The sequence below is a fragment of the Streptomyces sp. NPDC090083 genome (assembly GCF_044747445.1).
Lineage (GTDB): Bacteria > Actinomycetota > Actinomycetes > Streptomycetales > Streptomycetaceae > Streptomyces.
In genome coordinates this window covers 139,211-157,511 of the sequence record NZ_JBIVED010000009.1, presented here as the reverse complement: position 1 = coordinate 157,511, position 18,301 = coordinate 139,211, and the positions used below count along the sequence as shown (strand labels likewise).

At 71.3% G+C, this 18,301-nt stretch carries 19 protein-coding genes; 11 read left to right on the top strand and 8 right to left on the bottom strand.

Annotation, left to right across the window (positions count from 1 at the left end):
* Positions 1 to 126 precede the first annotated feature (126 nt).
* Together ACIPTO_RS29335 and ACIPTO_RS29330 are read left to right on the top strand one after the other, a co-directional pair.
* On the top strand, positions 127 to 516 hold the full coding sequence (locus tag ACIPTO_RS29335) for a BlaI/MecI/CopY family transcriptional regulator (protein ID WP_401197052.1): 390 nt from the start codon (positions 127 to 129) through the stop codon (positions 514 to 516).
* 6 nt (positions 517 to 522) lie between these two features.
* Positions 523 to 1,455, top strand: a complete 933-nt coding sequence (locus tag ACIPTO_RS29330) for a M56 family metallopeptidase (protein ID WP_401197050.1) — start codon at positions 523 to 525, stop codon at positions 1,453 to 1,455.
* Between the two features lie 123 nt (positions 1,456 to 1,578).
* On the opposite strand, the gene ACIPTO_RS29325 is transcribed toward ACIPTO_RS29330, so the two are convergent.
* The 3 genes from ACIPTO_RS29325 to ACIPTO_RS29315 all read right to left on the bottom strand — a co-directional run bounded on the left by ACIPTO_RS29325 (position 1,579) and on the right by ACIPTO_RS29315 (position 4,655).
* Entirely contained in the window at positions 1,579 to 2,034 is a 456-nt protein-coding gene (locus ACIPTO_RS29325) for a tellurite resistance TerB family protein (RefSeq protein ID WP_366325580.1), read from the bottom strand.
* A gap of 165 nt (positions 2,035 to 2,199) precedes the next feature.
* On the bottom strand, positions 2,200 to 2,838 hold the full coding sequence (locus ACIPTO_RS29320; protein ID WP_401197047.1) for a hypothetical protein: 639 nt from the start codon (positions 2,836 to 2,838) through the stop codon (positions 2,200 to 2,202).
* A 203-nt stretch (positions 2,839 to 3,041) separates the two neighbouring features.
* Positions 3,042 to 4,655: an MFS transporter gene (locus ACIPTO_RS29315; RefSeq protein WP_401197045.1), complete on the bottom strand. Its 1,614-nt coding sequence runs from the start codon at positions 4,653 to 4,655 to the stop codon at positions 3,042 to 3,044.
* Positions 4,656 to 5,106: 451 nt separating this feature from the next.
* On the opposite strand from ACIPTO_RS29315, the gene ACIPTO_RS29310 reads away from it, so the two are divergent.
* The gene (locus tag ACIPTO_RS29310) at positions 5,107 to 5,631 is read left to right on the top strand and encodes a GNAT family N-acetyltransferase (protein WP_401197043.1); all 525 of its coding nucleotides are present in this window, start codon (positions 5,107 to 5,109) and stop codon (positions 5,629 to 5,631) included.
* Between the two features lie 157 nt (positions 5,632 to 5,788).
* Here ACIPTO_RS29310 and ACIPTO_RS29305 read toward each other — a convergent pair whose 3' ends face one another.
* Complete coding sequence (locus tag ACIPTO_RS29305; protein ID WP_366325588.1) at positions 5,789 to 6,298, bottom strand: helix-turn-helix domain-containing protein; 510 nt, start codon at positions 6,296 to 6,298, stop codon at positions 5,789 to 5,791.
* A 426-nt stretch (positions 6,299 to 6,724) separates the two neighbouring features.
* On the opposite strand from ACIPTO_RS29305, the gene ACIPTO_RS29300 reads away from it, so the two are divergent.
* Both ACIPTO_RS29300 and ACIPTO_RS29295 read left to right on the top strand, forming a co-directional pair.
* Entirely contained in the window at positions 6,725 to 7,435 is a 711-nt protein-coding gene (locus ACIPTO_RS29300) for a FadR/GntR family transcriptional regulator (protein ID WP_401197040.1), read from the top strand.
* On the top strand, positions 7,432 to 8,682 hold the full coding sequence (locus ACIPTO_RS29295) for a CynX/NimT family MFS transporter (protein WP_401197038.1): 1,251 nt from the start codon (positions 7,432 to 7,434) through the stop codon (positions 8,680 to 8,682). The genes ACIPTO_RS29300 and ACIPTO_RS29295 overlap by 4 nt, the downstream gene beginning before the upstream one ends.
* A 59-nt stretch (positions 8,683 to 8,741) precedes the next feature.
* On the opposite strand, the gene ACIPTO_RS29290 is transcribed toward ACIPTO_RS29295, so the two are convergent.
* The gene (locus tag ACIPTO_RS29290) at positions 8,742 to 10,067 is read right to left on the bottom strand and encodes a serine hydrolase domain-containing protein (RefSeq protein WP_401197036.1); all 1,326 of its coding nucleotides are present in this window, start codon (positions 10,065 to 10,067) and stop codon (positions 8,742 to 8,744) included.
* Between the two features lie 319 nt (positions 10,068 to 10,386).
* Between ACIPTO_RS29290 and ACIPTO_RS29285 the strand changes: the two genes are divergently transcribed.
* The 4 genes from ACIPTO_RS29285 (at position 10,387) to ACIPTO_RS29270 (ending at position 13,968) form a co-directional block, all read left to right on the top strand.
* Positions 10,387 to 11,724 carry a sensor histidine kinase gene (locus ACIPTO_RS29285; protein ID WP_401197034.1) on the top strand — a complete coding sequence of 446 codons (1,338 nt, stop codon included), beginning with the start codon at positions 10,387 to 10,389 and terminating at the stop codon, positions 11,722 to 11,724.
* Complete coding sequence (locus ACIPTO_RS29280; protein ID WP_401197032.1) at positions 11,709 to 12,353, top strand: response regulator; 645 nt, start codon at positions 11,709 to 11,711, stop codon at positions 12,351 to 12,353. The genes ACIPTO_RS29285 and ACIPTO_RS29280 overlap by 16 nt, the downstream gene beginning before the upstream one ends.
* A gap of 125 nt (positions 12,354 to 12,478) precedes the next feature.
* Entirely contained in the window at positions 12,479 to 13,468 is a 990-nt protein-coding gene (locus ACIPTO_RS29275; protein ID WP_366325600.1) for a YihY/virulence factor BrkB family protein, read from the top strand.
* A 332-nt stretch (positions 13,469 to 13,800) separates the two neighbouring features.
* Complete coding sequence (locus tag ACIPTO_RS29270) at positions 13,801 to 13,968, top strand: hypothetical protein (RefSeq protein ID WP_366325602.1); 168 nt, start codon at positions 13,801 to 13,803, stop codon at positions 13,966 to 13,968.
* A 113-nt stretch (positions 13,969 to 14,081) separates the two neighbouring features.
* On the opposite strand, the gene ACIPTO_RS29265 is transcribed toward ACIPTO_RS29270, so the two are convergent.
* Positions 14,082 to 14,570, bottom strand: a complete 489-nt coding sequence (locus ACIPTO_RS29265; protein WP_401197028.1) for a MarR family winged helix-turn-helix transcriptional regulator — start codon at positions 14,568 to 14,570, stop codon at positions 14,082 to 14,084.
* A gap of 88 nt (positions 14,571 to 14,658) precedes the next feature.
* Here ACIPTO_RS29265 and ACIPTO_RS29260 point away from each other — a divergent pair, with 88 nt between their 5' ends.
* Positions 14,659 to 15,246 carry an NADPH-dependent FMN reductase gene (locus tag ACIPTO_RS29260; protein ID WP_401197026.1) on the top strand — a complete coding sequence of 196 codons (588 nt, stop codon included), beginning with the start codon at positions 14,659 to 14,661 and terminating at the stop codon, positions 15,244 to 15,246.
* Between the two features lie 40 nt (positions 15,247 to 15,286).
* Here ACIPTO_RS29260 and ACIPTO_RS29255 read toward each other — a convergent pair whose 3' ends face one another.
* Complete coding sequence (locus ACIPTO_RS29255; protein WP_366325608.1) at positions 15,287 to 15,457, bottom strand: hypothetical protein; 171 nt, start codon at positions 15,455 to 15,457, stop codon at positions 15,287 to 15,289.
* Positions 15,458 to 15,489: 32 nt separating this feature from the next.
* The gene (locus ACIPTO_RS29250) at positions 15,490 to 15,852 is read right to left on the bottom strand and encodes a PRC-barrel domain-containing protein (protein WP_366325610.1); all 363 of its coding nucleotides are present in this window, start codon (positions 15,850 to 15,852) and stop codon (positions 15,490 to 15,492) included.
* A 215-nt stretch (positions 15,853 to 16,067) separates the two neighbouring features.
* Between ACIPTO_RS29250 and tkt the strand changes: the two genes are divergently transcribed.
* Positions 16,068 to 18,290, top strand: coding sequence for a transketolase (gene tkt / locus ACIPTO_RS29245; RefSeq protein ID WP_401197023.1), 2,223 nt, complete (start codon positions 16,068 to 16,070; stop codon positions 18,288 to 18,290).
* The last annotated feature ends 11 nt before the right edge of the window (positions 18,291 to 18,301 follow it).

The following is an 18,301-nucleotide window of genomic DNA, read 5'->3' as shown; positions in this document are numbered from 1 at the left end:
GCGCGCAGGAAGGTGGATGCGCGGATGCGTGGGCATATCACCCGGTCCCGCGCCCGCACGTCCACCGACATCACGTCGATACGATGGGACGCTCACGACCGCGCACCGGCAGGCAGGAGACGGAACATGGCGGAGCCTGATCCGCGCCCGCAGCGCCGGGCGCAGGGCGAACTGGAGATCCAGGTGCTCACGGCGCTGCGTACGGCCGACGCACCGGTGACCGCGGCCTGGGTGCAGGAGCGGCTGGACTCGGATCTCGCCTACACCACGGTGATGACCGTGCTGAGCCGGCTGCTGGAGAAGCAGGCCGTGACCCGCGTACGGGAGGGCCGCTCGTTCGTCTGGTCCCCCGCCGCGGACGAGGCCGGACTCGCCGCGCTGAAGATGCGCAAGGTGCTCGACCGCGAGCAGGACCGCCGGGCGGTGCTGGCCAGCTTCATCACCGCCCTCCCCGACGACGACGAACAACTGCTGCGCGATCTGCTGGACCAGGCCGCCGACGAGCCGGCGGGCTGACGTTCCGTGGGCCTCTTCGTCCTCCTGCCGCTCGTCCTGCCGCTGACGGCCTGGCCGATCGCCCGCCTGGCCACCCAGCACCTCCATCCGCGCACCGCCACAGGCCTGTTGAGCGTCATGGCCGCCGTCATGGCCCTGTGCAGCACGCTGTGCGTGGGCCTACTGATGGTGGTCGGCACCGCCCAACTGCCGGGCAACCCGCTGCCGGACGGCTGGTCGGACCCCGAGGTGCGGGAGAGCGTGCCGCACGACGAGATCGTGGGGAAGGCCGCGATTCCCGTGCTCCTGGCGGTCGTTCTGGGCTGGGGCCGAACTCTCCTGCGCCATCGCCGAGTTCGGCGCCGGGCCCATGCGGCACTCGCGGGCCTGCGCGACACGCCGGTCGCCGTGCTCCCCGACGACGAGCCGTACGCCTACGCCCTGCCCGCCGGCCCGCGCGACCGCATCGTGGTCACCACCGCGCTGCTCGCCTGCCTGAACACCCGCGAACGCCGTGCCCTGTTCGCGCACGAGCGGGCCCATCTCACCGCCCGGCACCACCGCCACCTGCTGATCGCCCAACTGGCCGCCCAGGCAAACCCGTTCCTGCTGCCTCTGCGCACGGCCGTCTCCTACGTCACCGAGCGCTGGGCGGACGAGGAGGCCGCCCAGTCCGTCGGCAGCCGCAAGGCCGTCGCCCGCGCGATCGGCAAGGCGGCCCTCGTCTCGCGCGGCACCCCGGCACCGACCCTCGCGGCCCTCGCGGCGCCGGGCCCGCTCCCCCGCCGCGTCGCCGCCCTGCTGGCCCCGCCGCCTCCGGCCCGCACCTGGCCGCCGCTCTTCACCGCCGTGGGACTGGCGCTCTGGAGCGCGGCCATGGGTGCGACGCTGTCCGCGATGTTCTCGGCGAACTCGGCGGTGACGCTGCTGCTCCTCCTGCACGCGGCGACACCGCTGTAGTCAGCGCGCCCCAGGCCCGACCCGCCCCGGCCCGGGGCATCGCATCGCGGACAACAGCGCTGTGGCCGACGGGAGTCGAGTCCCGTCGGCCACAGTGCCGCCGCCCTCGGCGACGAGAGCGGATCAGAGGTCGAACTCGTGCGGCGGCAGCCCCAGCGCGAAACAGGCGTCGCGGACGACGGCACGCTCCGTGGCGTCGAAGTCCCCGTCGGCACCGCCGATGACGATGCCGATCTGGACGACGGCACGCGCCTCGGCCGGCTTCTTCTTCGCCTTGGCGATCTCCTGCAGCACGCCCACCTTGCCGAAGTCGAAGTCGGCGGTCAGCTTGGCGAGGTTGTCGTCGAAGCGGCGCTGGAGGTCGTCGGCCGGGAAGTTCTGCAACACCTCGTTGCTGAAGATGAGTTGGGCGACGCGCTGCCGCTCGGACGGGTCGATCTTGCCGTCGGCGGCGGCGACGAGCGCGCACATCGCCATGCTCGCGTCACGGAAGGCCCCGCTCTTCAGGTCGTTCTTCTTGGCGACGAGCTGGGTCTGCATCGTCGACGCGGACTCCTTGAAGCGGTCCCACAGGGCCATGCGAACTCCGATTCTCCCGGGCCGCCGGAGCCGCGCACGAGGCGTACCGGTCGGCCGTCCCATTCCTTGTATCTACAACGCTGTAGAAGATACCAGGACGGCTCCGAGCCCTGCCCGCACGAGCCGGAACCGGTCGAAAAGCGACCTGAAACAGGCCTAATCGGGTCAACAGGCAGGAGGAGTGGGCGCGGGCTGTTCCCTGGCACTCGACTCCTCGATGCGCTCCAGCAGGAACGGCACCATCCCCCACTCCAGCAGGGCGAGCTCCCACTCCTCCCGCGCCCACGCGACCTCCGGCTCCCGGCCGTCGTCCGCCCCGCCGTCCGCGCCGCGCCGGTCGCGGGCCCCCGCCATGAGCGCCCAGACGACGTCACCCACCAGGGCCCCGGCAGCAGCGGCCCCGGCGATCGCCCCCGCCGTGATCAGCCCGTCACCGACGTAGGGCCGCCCGCCGAAAGCCCGTAGCGCGAAACCGGCCGCGAGCAACCCCGCCGCGACGACGGCCACCAGGACGAACACGGCCATGAGCCATCCGCTACGACGTGCGGCGGACGCGTCCGGACAGGCGGGGCAGCTCTGGGCGCCCTGCACGTCGCCGGAGGCCAGGTAGTCGCGATACCCGGCCTCGGCGACCTCACCGATCTCGTCACAGGCCTGGAGCGCCTGCGCGCGCAGTTCCTCCCGGTCGACCGACTCACCGGCACGGTCCAGCGCTTCCCGGACCTGCCCGGAGTCGAGAGCACGGTCCAGGATCACTTCGAAGGCGACACCGACGCCCTCCCCCAAAAGCTCGGAATCCGGCATACATCTCCCCCGATGAACGAGAACTGCGGCGACTGGAGCCGACCGCATCCGCGTGGGCGCCAAGGGGTGGAGAGTGTAATGGTTCCTGGCTTGCGCAAGCCCTAAAGGATATGTAAGGGCCCGCCGAGCGACCCGTCACACGGTGACGGATGGAGTGGGGCAGAGGTCCGCGTGAGGTGCCGTGCGGTTGACCGGGTGGCCGCTCACGGTGTGCCGCTCGCCGCGGGGACCCTGCTGGGAGCGGAAGCCGCCGGCAGCTTGTGCCGGACGAAGAACGCGGTGGGGACGGCCACGACCAGCAGCGCGATGCCGCCGATGAGCAGGCCTTGGTGCACCGCGTCCGTGAAGGCCTCGGGCACCGCCTCGCCGAGGATCCTGGTCACGGAAGCGGGCGCGCCGCTCGCGCCGGCTCCGTGCTGGACACCCGCGACGACCTGGTCGGCGCCGGAGGAGGGAAGGCCACCGTCGACGAGCTTGTCGTGGAGGTTGGAGGGGAAGCGCGTGGTGACGATGGTGCCGAGCACGCTGGGGCCGAGGACGTTGCCGAGCTGACGTGCCATGTTGATCGCCGAGGCGGCCATGCCCGCCTGGAGCGCAGGAACACTGCTGACGGCGGCGGCTGAGGAAGGGGCGATCAGCAGGCCTCCGCCCACACCGGCCGCGAGCAGCCCGGGCCACATCGCCCCGTAGCCGTCGAAGGGACCCACGGCGAGCAGGGCGAGGGCGCCGGATCCCATGAAGACGAGGCCGACGGTGAGGACCGGAGCGAAACCGAACCTACGGACGAGGCGCGGCGCGAGAGCACTGACGGCGACGAAGGTGACGAACAGGGTGAGCATGTCCACGCCCACGTCGAGCGTGCTCAGGTGTCGGACACGCTGGAGGTACAGGACGCTGAGCAGTGCGACGCCGACGAACCCGAACATGGCGGCGGTCGCCACGGCCATCACCGCGCTGAAGGAAGAGCTGCGGAAGAGCCGCAGGTCGAGCATCGGGTCGTGGTGGCGCAGTTCCACCCGGACGAAGAGGGCCGCCGACACGGCGAAGACCACGTACATGACGACGATCGGCGTCTCGGCGTAGCCGGTGGCACCGCCTTGGATGATCGCGTAGGTGGCGGAGGCCAGCGTCACGGTACCCAGCAGGACGCCGGCCGGATCCAGGCGCCGGGAGGGGTGCTTGCTCCTGTGCACGAACACCGGGGCCAGCAGAGCGGCGACCACACCGATCGCCAGGTTGGTGAGGTAGACGGAGTGCCAGGAGAAGTGCTCCAGCAGGACTCCGGCGATGAGCGGACCCACGGCCAGGCCGATGCCGGAGCAGGCGGCCCAGGCGCTGATGGCCGTGGTGCGCTCGTGCGGATCGGTGAAGGTGGTGGTCACGATCGTCAGACTGGTCGGCAGCACGGCCGCTCCGCCCACACCCATGACCGCCTGGGCCGCGATGAGGGCGCCCGAGCTGTCGGAGAGGAACGCCAGCAGGCTGCCGAGGGTGAAGACGACGGCGCCGGACACGAACACCAGGCGCCGCCCGATCAGGTCGCCCAGCGTTCCGGCCGACATGACCAGGCTGACCACGGCGAGGCTGTAGGCGCTGGTCAGCCAGACCAGGGTGCTGGGAGATATCCGCAGGTCGTCCTGGATGGGGCCGAGTGCCGAGATGGTGCCGGTGATGTTGATGAACGCCATCATCACGCCGAGGCACACGACCATCAGGCCGAGCCATCGGTAGGGGATGTCCGCGCCGTCAGGGGCGACAGACGGACGTGAGGTGGCGTCGGAGCCCGGAGCCACCGAGAGCTGACTTCGTTTTTGCATAGACAGGACGGTAGCAGTCTGGGTATGGATGTCAAAAGCCAGCCTTCGGGGCGCCCCTTGCCCCGGAACCGGCCCTCGCGCTCTTGAGGCGGGCTCGGAGAGGTGCCCACCTGGCTAGTGTTTTCCAGAGCCAGGGGGTAACGTCGGCGGTGAGGCTCGGCTGATCGGTTCAGCCGCCGCAACCGCCCGTCATCGTCCCGGCGTTGACGTTCGACCGACTCCTTGGTCCTCGCGAGACGGCCGCGGGCGGCACAGCCCTTCCTCACCGCGTCCGTACGGCGCCGCCAGTCCGCGGATCGTCAGGCCGTCGGCCTGAGCGGCGCCCAGCACGAAGCAGGGGAAACCGACAGTGCTCCATGTCGAGAACGCCTCGCCCGCAGGGGAAGAGGAATTTCTGCACGGGCCCACCGGGACATTCACACGGCCGGCAGGCGCGGAAGAACTGGCCGCGGTGAACGATCTCCACAGCCGGTGCTCGCAGGAGTCCCTCCACAAGCGCTACCTGGGCCCCCGGACCGGGCTCACGCCGGTCGAATGGGAGCGCATGACCAAGCCGGGCACCGCCCTCACGTGGGTGACCTACGCCCCCGAATCCCCCGAACGCCTGATAGCGGTGCTCCAGCTCGTCGGTTCCGCAGGAGGCGACTCCGCCGATCTGGGTCTGCTGATCGAAGACGCCTGGCAGAACAGGCGGTTGGGGACCGCGCTCGTACGCCATGCACGGACGCAAGGTCATCGGATCGGCGCGACGGCCGTCACCGGCACGGTCGACCGCCGGAACACCGCGATGCTCCGCATCCTCAAGGGCTTGGGCGCGCGCCTCTCGTTCGGGGGCGGTTCCGTGATCGACGTGGTGTTGGCGGCGACCACGGCCGATGAGCCACTGGAGCCCGTGGCCGGCGGGCGGCGCTTCCGTGAGCAGGCGCGTCCAGGGTCGGTCGGCCTCGCGGCTTCGGGGCGCCTGCCACTCCGCTGATCACGTCACGTCACGTCTCGCCGGAGTCGGTGATCTTCGCCGCGGTCGCTTCCGACGGACGTGGAAGTGGTTCCGGGTGTGTCGGTGAACGCGCCCCACTGCACGGCCCCGCCTTGCCGTGCGGGTGGGGATCACTCGCTTCCCGTGTGGGCCGGAACTACTTTTTGCGGATGATCCGGGCTTCGGCCTCGGTCAGCGGTACGTCATGGCCGTGGTCGCAGCTGACGCCCGCGCCGAGGCGACCGCCGCATCCGGCGTGCACGAACTCCACGCCCTTGTCGGGCGAGTTCTGACCCCTGCCCCAGTCCGCGAGAGCCACGAGGAGAGGGAAGAGGGCGCGACCGCGCTCGGTGAGCACATACGCGGAACGCGTGCGTGCCCCCGGTTCCTGGTACGGGCGCCGCGCCAGCAGTCCGTCCTCGACCAGTTGCTTGAGGCGGCCGGCGGTGACCGCCTCGCTCAGCCCGGTGCGCCGCACCAGTTCCTCGAAGCGGGTGGCGCCGTAGTACATCTCGCGCAGGAGGATCATCGCGGAGCGGGTCCCCACGACTTCCAGGGCACGCTCGATCGAGCACCAGCCCTTCGCCGTCCAGGCGTCGCGATCGGCGAAGGGCCCGGTCAGGGTGATGACAGGCTGGTCCGGTTCGTTGCGTGCGGCGTCTCCCATGCGTTCAGCATACGTCTGGCTCTGGGTATACAGAGCCAGACGGAGAGCCGCCCAGCTTGGTCGACGCTCGGAAGCTCACGGACATCGGTGCGGGTGCCGCCGGCGGTGATCGACAGGCCGCCTGGACCGCCCTGATCACCCAAGGCGCGAGGACCTGCAGATCATGAGGAGATCCAGACCAGCCCCGCCGGTGAGAATCCTCGACGAACCGAGCCGCATGCCCTGGCGGGCCGGAAACCTTCTGCGCAGGGTGCGGAGAAGGGGCGAGGCACCTTCTACAGGAAGAGCCGGACCGTGGATTCCTGGTTCGTCGGGATCCTTTCGCCTCCTCCCTCTCGCCTCTGACCCCGGTAGGCCGGACGCGCTGCCCGCGGCACGAGTAACATCCGATGTTCAAACGTCTGATGTTTGCTGTACCGTGCCTCCATGAAACGCATCAGCGCACCACGACGAACCGCCAGCCTCTCCGCTCAGCTGGTGGACAGTCTTCGTTCGCACATCGAGGCGGGAGGCTGGCCGGTGGGGACGCGGATCCCGTCGGAGCAGGTCCTCATGGAGGAGCTCGGGGTCGGGCGCAGCACGCTGCGGGAGGCGGTCGGCGCGCTGGTGCATCTGGGGCTGCTGGAACCCCGCGCGGGAGACGGCACCTACGTCTGCTCGTCGAGCGAGCTCCAGTCGGTCATGGTGCGGCGGGCGAGTTCCGTGGAGCGGGACAAGGTCCTCGAACTGCGGACCGTACTGGAGGAGTACGCCTCCGGAGCCGCCGCCCTGCGCCGCAGCGAGGGCCAGTTGCGGCAACTGCGGGAGCTGCTGGCCGATGCCGACGAGGCCTGCGCGGGCGAGGACAGGTCCGCCGCCACGAACGTCGACGCGCTGTTCCACCGTGCCGTCGTCCGGGCGAGCGGCAACGACCTGCTGATCGAGGTGTACGACTACCTCGGAACGGCGCTCACCTCGTCCCTGGGCGGCCTGTCCTGGGACGCCGACCACGCGCAGGAGCACGCCCGCCTGCACCGGCGGCTCGTCGACGCGATCGAGACCCGGGACGACGGCGACGCCCGTGACGCGGCCGCCGCGATCGTCCAGCTCACCCGCGACCACGAGACCACGACACCCCACACGGCGGAGGAACAGTGAGTACGCAGCCGGCTTCGACCTCCCGTCAGCACTCCGGCGCCGAGCCACCGTTCGCCGATCGTGCCGACAGCGCCCGGCCCGCCGTGTCCGTAGGGCTCCTCATCGGCATCTGCCTGGTGGCGGCCAACCTGCGCACCCCGCTCACGGGTGTCGGCGCCTTGCTGCCGGAGATAGAGCACGGCAGCGGCCTGACGTCGAGCTGGGGCGGACTGCTCAGCACGCTCCCGCTGCTCACGTTCGCCGCCACCTCGCCCCTGGTCGCCAGGGCCTCCCACCAGTGGGGCAGCGCCCGCCTGCTGGTGACGGCGCTCGGTGCGCTGGCCGTGGGAACGGTGGTCCGTTCGCTTCCCTCGGTGATCTGCCTGTTCGCCGGGACGGTCCTGCTCTCCGCCGCCATCGCGTTCGGCAACGTGCTGCTGCCCGCGCTGATCCGCCGCAGCGTGCCGGCACACCGTATCCAGAGCGTCAGTGCTCTCTACGTGACCGTCATGGGCCTCATGGCGGCGGTCTCCTCCGGAATCTCCGCGCCGCTGGCGCATTCCGTGCCGGGTTCCTGGCACACCGCCCTGGCCTGGGGAGTCGCCTTCACTGTCGCGGCGCTTCTCGCCTGGCTGCCGCGCATCCGGGGTGACAGGCCACAGGCGTCCACCGGAGCGACCCGCACGCCGGTGCCCTGGCGGTCGCGGCTGGCCTGGCAGGTCACCCTCTTCATGGGCCTGCAGTCCCTGGCTTTCTACACCGCCATCGCCTGGCTGCCCAGCATCCTCGCCGACCGGGGCACGAGCAGCACCGCGGCCGGATGGATGCTGTTCTACTACCAGGTGGTCTCGCTGGCCGCGAGCAGCCTTCTGCCCCTGCTCACCCGGGGCCGGCACGACCAGCGCTGGACCGCGGCCGGGGCCTCGCTCCTCGCGGCCGGGGGTTTCACCGTGCTGGTCACCGCCCCCTCCTTGGCGGTCCTGGCGTGCACGCTGCTCGGGCTCGGCGGCGGCGCGTGTCTCGTCCTCGCGCTGACCTTCCAGAGTCAGCGCGCCGGGACCTCCGGCGAGGCGGCGGCGCTGGCGGGCATGGCACAGTCCGTCGGCTACCTCGTGGCGGCGGCCGGTCCCCTGCTGCTCGGCATCGTGCACGACGCGACACACAGCTGGACGGTGCCGCTCGCCGTCCTGGCCGTCCTCGGCATCGCCACGGCGGTCGCCGGGCACGGTGCGGGCCAGGACCGCCACCTGGGTCGTCCCGCCCGCTGAGCCGTGCTCCGCCCGGACGTCAACTCCGCACCTGGGGAAGGGAAGAGGAGCCTCCGCGCTCATGAACCGGTCGGCGCGGAGGCGGAGACGGACGCGGCCGGGGTCGGGGTCGGGGTCGGATTGCCGAGCATGGCGCAGACCGCGGCGTTCAGCAGGGCCTCGGTGGCGGCCGCGGGCTTGGCCGCCGCGATGCCGAAGATGGTCGGGACGTAGACGGAGACGGTCCGTCGGCCGGTGCTGTCGGTGTAGTTCCAGCTGGAGTAGCCGGGGGCCTGCCCGTCGTGGCCCCAGACGGTGCCGCAGGGGGTGACCTTCCGCTCCAGGCCGAGGCCGTAGCGGTTCGGGTCGCCGCTCTCCTCCGCGACGGTGGTCTTCATCTCCTTGAGCTGGGCGGGCGGCAGGAGTTCGCCGGACATCAGCGCGGTGTCGAACCGGGCCCAGTCCCGCGCGGAGGACACCATGCTTCCGGCGGCCCATTCCGTGTTCTCGTTGATCAGGGTGGCGTCGATGTAGCCGGCGGGCCGGGCGGGTCCGGCGAACGCGGTCCCGGCCGGGATGCCGGGCCAGAGCACCGGGGCCAGATGGGACGCGTCGGGTTCGTAGCCGTGGGTGAGACGAGGGCTCTCGGTCCGGTCGGAGCCGTCGACCAGATAGGTGCTCTTCAGGTGCAGGGGCCCTGCGATCCGCTCCTGGATCAGCTCGCTCAGGCTGTGTCCCGTGGCCTTCTCGGCGACCAGGCCGAGCGCGATGTAGCCCGTGTTGCTGTACGAGTACCTCGTGCCGGGCGGGAACAGCGGCTCGTGCCGGACGCCCGCGGCGATCAGCTCCCGCGGGGTCCACCGCCGGTCGTCCTGCCCGGTGAACGTCCTCAGGACGTCGGCGTCGCCCGGGATGATGTTGTACAGGCCGCTGGTGTGGTTGAGCAGCATCCGCACGGTGATCGCGGACCCGTTCGGGATGAGACCGGGCAGCCACCTCTCGACCGGGTCGGTCAGCCGGAGCCGGTGTTCGGCGACCAGTTGGAGGATCACGGTCGCGACCATCGTCTTGGTGTTGGAGCCCACGCGGAACTCGTCGTTCACGGTGAGCGTGTGGTCGTTCCTGGCCCAGGACGCCTGCCGGGCGATCGAGGCCGCCTTCCCGTGGCCGGCGTCGATCCGCACGAGGGCCCCGGGTGCTCCGGCGTCCACGACCCGTTGCGCGAGCGTCGCGAGCCGGGCTTCGTCGGCCGCCGTCACGCCGGGCCGCCCGGTCGGGGAGTGGGTGCCGGCCTGTGTCGCGTCCGCTGGCGTGCAGGCGGTGAGCGTGCCGGTCACCGCCGCGGCCAGGGCGAGCGACAGGCAGACGCGCCGGGCGGGGTGCGGGCAGGGGGTGTTCCTGGGCATGAGGTGTCCTCCTGGACAGGGGGGGAACGGGCGGGTCGGCCCGGACATCGACCGTCGGGACCTGGCGAGGAGCGCGGCGGTGCGCGACCTGCCGCACCTCACCGCACCGCCCCACGCCTTCCGACGGCTCCAGCCTTCCGGCGACGGGGACGGAGAACACGGGGGCTGGCGCCCGGCGATGGTGGAGGTAACCCCAGTGCGCCGCGACGGACGGCGGGCCATCATCGATTTCCGGTCCGCGCCGGTGCCGCGGTGTCGGTCGCTCGGCCCCTCCCCCTCGGCCTCTCAGCCCCGCACCGGTACTTGACGATGGAGCGCGATGACCCACCCCGGCGAGACCCAAGTCCCTTACGAAGGAGGGAAGTCGGGGACTCGTCCCGCCTCCGGTGCCGCCCCGCGCGGCGCGCTCGCCTTGCGGGTGAGCCTGCTGGGGTGGTCGTGGGTCCTGTTGCTCGGCTCGGTCCTGGGTCTCGGCCTGCTCACGCTCTGGACGACCTCGCTGGCGCTCATGGCGCTAGGTGTCGGCATCCCGCTGACCCTGCTCTCGACCGTCCTGGTGCGCTGGTTCGCCGACCTGCACCGCCAATGGGCCGCCGACCGGCTCGGCGAACCGGTGGCACGGCCCTACTCCCCTGCCCCGGACGGCGGTTGGCCGGCCCGGCTGCGGGCGGTCCTGCGCGATCCGGCGACTTGGCGGGACTGGGCCTGGCTGGTGACCCACTCGGTCACCGGGTGGGTCACCAGCGGGCTGTCGTTCCTGCTCTTCGCCTGCGGTGTCTTCTACCTCAGCTATCCACTGGTGTTCGCGCTGACCCCTCCCGAGGTGTTCCGCACGCCGTTGGGCAACGGCTTCCGGCTGCACAGCGTCCGGGAGTCGTTCGTCATGGTGCCGTTGGGCCCGGTGTTCCTCCTGCTCTGGTACACCACCGCCGTACGGCTGGCGAACCTCAACGCCGTGCTGATCCGCGCTCTCCTCGCGCCCACCGCGCAGGCACAACTACGTGCTCGTGTAGCGCAGTTGGCCGTCTCACGGGCCGAAACCGTGGACACCCAGGCAGGTGAACTGCGCCGGATCGAAAGGGACTTGCACGACGGCGCCCAGGCCCGACTGGTGTCGCTGGGCATGAGCCTGGGCCTGGCCGAACAGCTCCTGCCGCAAGATCCGCATGCCGTCGCGGAGTTGCTGGCCGAGGCCCGCGCGTCGACCGCCGGCGCCCTGACGGAACTACGGGACCTCGTACGCGGCATCCATCCACCGGTGCTCGCGGACCGGGGCCTGGAGGGCGCGTTGAACGCCCTGGCGCTGGCCAACCCGATCCCGACGACGGTGGTCACGAGCCTGCCCGGACGGCTGCCCGCGCCGGTCGAGTCGGCGGCCTACTTCGCCGTGACCGAGGCACTGGCGAACGCCATCAAGCACGCCCAGGCCCAACGCATCGAGATTCACGTGGAGTTCACGCCGTATCCCGGTTCGACGGCGGGGCTGCTGACGATGCGGGTGCGGGACGACGGCGGTGGCGGCGCGGACCCCGGGGCCGGCACGGGACTGCGGGGCGTCGCGCGCCGTCTGTCGGCCTTCGACGGCACCCTGACCGCCGACAGTCCGCCCGGCGGACCCACCGAGATAAGGATGTCGCTGCCGTGCGCGTCGTCATAGCCGAGGACCTCACCCTGCTGCGCGAGGGCCTGATCAGGATCCTGCGGGCCAACTACTTCGACGTCGTCGACGCCGTCGCCAACGGCCCTTCCCTGATACGGGCGTTGACCACTCACCGGCCCGACGTCGCGATCGTCGACGTACGGCTGCCACCGACCTTCACCGACGAGGGGCTGCGCGCCGCGATCGAGGTACGCAGACGGATCCCCGCACTGCCCGTGGTGGTGCTCTCGCAGTACGTCGAGCAGCTCTACGCAAGGGAGTTGATGTCCGACCGTGCCGGGGCGGTCGGCTATCTGCTGAAGGACCGGGTGATGGCCGTGGAGCAGTTCGTCGCCAACGTCCGGCAGGTGGCCGCGGGCAGTACGGTCATGGACCCCGAGGTCGTGGGCGCCCTCCTCACCCACCGCTCGGCGGACCCCCGCCTCCTGGACCTGACCCCGCGCGAGCGCGAGGTCCTCTCGCTGATGGCCGAGGGCCGTTCCAACGCCGCCGTCGCCGGCCGCATGTTCGTCAGCGAGGCGACCGTCAGCAAGCACAGCCGCAACATCTTCGCGAAACTCGGCCTCGAACCCTCCGAGGACGACCATCGCCGCATCCTGGCCGTGCTCGCCTACCTCCAGGGCTGAACCGGCGCCCACGGCACCCGACTTGGGCCGGGCCCGGGAGCCGTCCCCACCACCGCGTCGCGACGCGGAGCGGTTGCCGCGGGCCCTCCGCGCATGGTCGGGCCGAGCCGGGTAATCCCACTGGTATGCCGCGGACACGGGAACCAGAAGAACAGATCGAGCGCCGGGCGCCGGACCGGCCCGCCAGACTGCCGAAGCGGTCCTGGTGGGCGGTGCTGAAGGGCACGGTCAAGGAGTTCCAGGCCGACGAACTCGTGGACCGCGCCGCGGCGTTGACGTACTACGGGGTGCTGTCGCTGTTCCCGGCCCTGCTGGTCCTGGTCTCGCTGCTCGGCTTCGCCGGGAAGTCGACGACGCAGCAGGTCCTGGACAACATCGAGAAGCTGGCGCCGAGTTCGACCCGGGACATCATCAGCGACGCGATACGCCAGCTTCAGGCGCCCGGCGGCCTCGGCTCGATCGTCGCCGTGGCCGGCATCGTGGTCGCGGTGTGGTCGGCCTCCGGCTACATCGCGGCGTTCATCCGCAGCGCCAACGTCGTCTACGACATGCCCGAGGGCCGCCCCGTGTGGAAGGTCCTGCCGATCCGGGTCGGCGTCACCGTGGTCCTGCTCGTCCTGACGGTGATCAGCGCGCTCATCGTGGTGTTCACCGGCGGCCTGGCCCGCGCTGCGGGTTCCGCCTTCGGCATCGGGGACGTCGCGCTGACGGTGTGGTCGATCGCGAAGTGGCCGGGGCTGGTCGTCCTGGTCATGGCGATGATCGCGATCCTGTACTGGGCGGCGCCCAACGTGAAGGGCCGCGGCTTCCGTTGGGTCACTCCGGGCAGCGTGCTGGCCCTGGTGGTCTGGATGATCGCCTCGGGGGGCTTCGCGTTCTACGTGGCGCACTTCGCGTCGTACAACAAGACGTACGGCACGCTCGCCGGTGTGATCGTGTTCCTGATGTGGCTGTGGCTCAGCAACATCGCGGTGCTGCTCGGCCTTGAGTTCGACGCGGAGCTGGCCCGCCAGCGTGCCGTCGTCGGCGGGCTCCCGGAGGACGAGGAGCCGTACGTACCGCCTCGCGACACCCGCGCGTGGAGCAGGAAGGACCGCGACCGTCGTAAGGGCTGACCGGTCCGGCGGTTCTTCCGGCCCGCGGTCCGAACCGGTGGGACATCCGCGTCCCACCCGTACCGGTCGCCGGGATCTGCGGACCATCCGCCTTCGGGCGGGCGGCGGTAAAATTGGCGGCGGGTCGGAGGGCTCTTCGCGCAGCCAGTCGTTCCGGGGCCGGCCGCGCGAAACGGACAGACTCCGCCGATCCGACGCGGCGCACGATCGGGACGCTCCCGGTGGTCCCCGGGGCGGCACGGCTTGACCCGCCGGCCGCGCGCCAGGCGCCGGTGCCGAACGGGCCCCCGCCGCCGAGCGACCGAGTCGGGTCCAAGGGAGGTGTTCGAGTCGTGGTGCTCTTCCTGCTGCTGATCCTCGTGGCCGTCGTCCTGGGAATCATCGGCGCGGCAGCCGACGGCCTCGGCTATCTGCTGGCCATCGGCGTCGTGGTGCTGCTGGCCGACCTGGCCATCGCGGGCGTACGGCTGTCCCGGCGCCGTCGGCGGCCTCTCCGCTGACGCCTGACACGGCGCGACGCCGACCGAGCAGCCGCCGCCAGGGCCTGTCCGGCGGTGCACGGGTCCGTGTCGACGGCGTCCGACAGCGAGGTGGTGTGAGGCGCGATCGAGGTCTAGGACTCGCTGTCGCCGGTGGTCTCGCTGCGGCGCGGTTCCAGTCGGTCGACCGCTTGCTCGCTCCATGCCCGGATGACTGACGCCTGCTCCGGGGTCAGCGCGTCGAGGACGTGGCGGCGGATGTTGCCGCCGTGCACGAGGATGGCGCTCTGGGCGGCCCGGCGCCCCTCGGCGGTCAGTCGGATCCCCGCGCGGCGGCCGTCGGCCCCGTACTGGGTGCGCTGGACGAAACCGCGTTTCTCCATGCGCGTGAGCTGATGCGAGACGCGGCTCTTGTCCCAGTCGAGCGACGCGGAGAGTTCACCGACGCGCATCTCGCGGCCGGCGGCCTGCGACAGGGTCACCAGGACGCTGAACTCGGCCTTCGAGATGTCGCAGTCGCGCTGCAGACCGCGCTCCAGCTCCCTGGTGAGCAGGTGCTGCGCGCGCATCCAGACATCCCAGAACTCCCACTCCTCGGGTTCCAGCGATCGGCTCTCCGTCATGGGCCGAGGATATCGCGACCAGCGGAGTTGTCACATCAACTCCTTCCGACCTAGAGTTGACGTGACAACTCCGCTGGAAGGAATCCCCATGACACTCCGCATAGCGCTCATCCTCGGAAGCACCCGCCCCGGACGCCGCGGCGACCAGATCGCCGCCTGGGCGCTGGAGACCGCCCGCGCCCACGGCGGGGCCGACTACGAACTCGTCGACCTCGCGGACCACGGTCTCGGCAACCTCGACGAGCCCGGCAACCCGAACCTTCAGCAGTACAGCCACGACCACACCCGCGCCTGGGCCGCACTCATCGACAGCTTCGACGGCTACGTGTTCGTCGTCCCGGAGTACAACCACTCCTACCCCGGAGCCCTCAAGAACGCCCTGGACTACGTCTACCGGGAGTGGAACGACAAGGCTGCCGGGATCATCAGCTACGGAGGCTGGGTCTCCGGGGCGCGAGCCGCTGAAGCGCTGCGGCTCGTCCTCGCCGAACTCCAGCTGGCCACGGTCCGGACCCAGCCCACCATCTCGACGCACGCCTCGTTCGGCACCGGCGCCTTCGTCGCCCAGGAGGGTCTCGTGACCGCCGTGGGCGGCATGCTCGACCAGGTGATCGCCTGGTCCGGTGCCCTGCGCGGGATCCGGGAGGCCAAGGCACGGACGGCGACGGCCGCGTGAGGCTCCGCCGGCCCGTTCAGGAACGGCTGCCGGACACGGTCTAGCGGACGGGGCGGCCGCCCGCGCGCCGGGACCAGCGCACGGCGACGAGGGCCAAGGCCGCCACGAGGACCACGACACCGATCACCAGCAGATAGCCCAGGCCGTGCGCGGTCGCCCCGACGATTCCCAGGACGAGGGCGATCAGCAGAAGCAGCAGGAAGAGAACCATCGCGGAACACCATCTTCGGGTCGACGAGCGGGTCAGCGGCGCGCGAGTCGCCTCTCGCCGCCCGCGCCGGGCCGGTAGTCCATGCCGTAGTACTGGAAGATCGCTTCCTCGTCCTCGGCCGGCAGGATGTCGTCCGTGCCGATCGACGGCGCCTTCTTCACCTGCGCCTTCGGGTGGACGACCTTGACGTAGCCGGGTCCGAGGACCGCGTCGTCGAGGGGGACGAACGCCAGGCGCTGACGCGTGGGCAGTCCGATGCGGACCGTGGCCATGGCCGACTCATCGGTGGCGGTGTTCACGTAGACCGATTCGAGTACGCCGATCCTGTGCCCCTCGGAGTCGACGACGTCGTGGTTGCGCCACTCGCGGATGTCCGCCGCGTTGATCGTGGTCATGTTCTGTCTCCTGAGCAGCCGGTGGGCAACGGGTTCCCCCGGGACAGCCTCCGACACCCCAGCCTCCGACACCCCGCCGAACCCGGCAAAAGGTGCGCATCACATGGGTCGGACGCCCTGCCTGGGGTAGCCGGAGGGCGGGAGCCGCCATGTCGGCCACCCATGACAGCCACGTCGGCGGAACCGACCACCGGCCTTCCCGAAGGAGTGACGGCATGACGAGTGAGCAGTCCGGCAACACGACCTCACCGGGCCGGTCCGTGTCGATGCCCGTGGCGGACGACGCCGGGTGGGACGCGGTCGACGTACGGGCGGTGGACACCGTACGGGTGCTGGCCGCCGACGCGGTGCAGAAGGTCGGCAACGGCCATCCCGGCACGGCGATGAGCCTCGCCCCACTGGCGCATCTGCTGTTCCAGAACGTCATGCGGCACGACCCGGGCGACGACCGGTGGCTGGGCCGCGACCGGTTCGTGCTCTCCTGCGGACACTCCAGCCTGACCCTGTACATCGAGCTCTGCCTGACCGGCTACGGCCTGGAGACGGCCGACCTGGAGGCCTACCGCACCTGGGGTTCGGCCACTCCCGGACACCCCGAGCACCGGCACACCCGCGGCGTCGAGATCACCACCGGCCCGCTGGGCCAGGGGCTGGCCAGTGCGGTCGGCATGGCGATGGCGGCCCGCAGGGAACGCGGTCTGCTCGACCCGGACGCCGAGCCGGGCAGCAGCCCCTTCGACCACCACGTCTACGTCATCGCCTCGGACGGCGACATGATGGAAGGCGTCACCAGCGAGGCCGCCTCCCTGGCCGGCCACCAGGAACTGGGCAACCTCGTCGTCTTCTACGACTCCAACCACATCTCGATCGAGGACGACACCGACGTCGCCTTCAGCGAGGACGTCCCGGACCGTTTCGCCGCCTACGGCTGGCACGTGCAGACCGTCGACTGGACGAGCACCGGCAGGTACGTCGAGGACGTGGACGCGCTGCTGGCCGCGGTGCGCGCCGCCCACGACGAGGACGGCAGGCCCTCGCTGATCATGCTGCGCACGCTGATCGGCTGGCCCGCGCCCACCAAGCAGAACACCGGCAAGGCCCACGGCTCCGCACTCGGCGCCGACGAGGTCGCCGCGACCAAGCGGCTGCTCGGCTTCGACCCCGAGCGCGACTTCGTCGTGGAGGACGCGGTACTGGCCCGCACCCGCCAGGCCGCCGACCGCGGGCGCCGTGCCCACGCCGAGTGGGACGAGGCGTACGCGGCCTGGCGGACGGCCCATCCCGAGCGGGCCGAACTGCTGGACCGGCTGCGGGCGCAACGGCTGCCGGACGGCTGGACCGACGCCCTGCCGGAGTTCCCGGCCGACCCGAAGGGGATGGCCACCCGCGCCGCGTCGGGGGCGGTGCTCAGCGCGCTCGCACCGGTGCTGCCCGAGCTGTGGGGCGGCTCGGCCGACCTGGCAGGGAGCAACAACACCACCATGGACGGCGAACCGTCCTTCGTGCCCTCCGACCGTCAGACCAAGGACTGGAAGGGCGGCCCCTACGGCCGCACCCTGCACTTCGGCATCCGCGAGCACGCCATGGGCGCGATCCTCAACGGCATCGCCCTGCAGAGCCTGACCCGCCCCTACGGCGGTACGTTCCTGACCTTCTCGGACTACATGCGCCCGGCCGTACGCCTGGCCGCGCTGATGAAGCTGCCCACCACCTATGTGTGGACCCACGATTCCATCGGCCTCGGCGAGGACGGCCCCACCCATCAGCCGGTGGAGCACCTGGCCGCGCTGCGGGCCGTCCCCGGCCTCGACGTGGTCCGCCCCGCCGACGCCAACGAGACGACCGCCTGCTGGCGCACCATCCTGGAACACCACGACCGCCCGGCCGCACTCGTCCTGACCAGGCAGAACGTGCCGGTGCTTGACCGCGGCAGCGGTGGGTGCGCCCCGGTGCGGGATGCCGCCCGCGGCGGATACGTGCTCGCCGACACGGGCGAGGACGGCTCCGGCCCGGACGTCGTCCTCGTGGCGACCGGCTCCGAGGTGCACATCGCCCTGGAGGCGAGCGGACTGCTGGCGGCCGACGGCCTCGCGGTGCGGGTCGTGTCGATGCCCTGCCGGGAGTGGTTCGCCGCCCAGTCCCCGGCCTACCAGGACGAGGTCCTGCCGCCCTCCGCGCGGGCCCGGGTCAGCGTCGAGGCCGCGGTGGGACAGGGCTGGCGCGACGTGGTCGGGGACGCCGGACGGATCGTCAGCCTGGAGCACTACGGCGCCTCCGCCGACTACCAGCGCCTCTACACCGAGTTCGGCCTCACCCCCGAGGCCGTAGCCGCGGCCGCCCGCGACAGCATCCGCGACGCGGCCGGCACCCCGCGCCCCGGCGGCCACCGCCAGAGCAGCTCCGCGCCCACAGGAGGGGGCACCGGCGACCGCCCCTGACAGCTCGCACG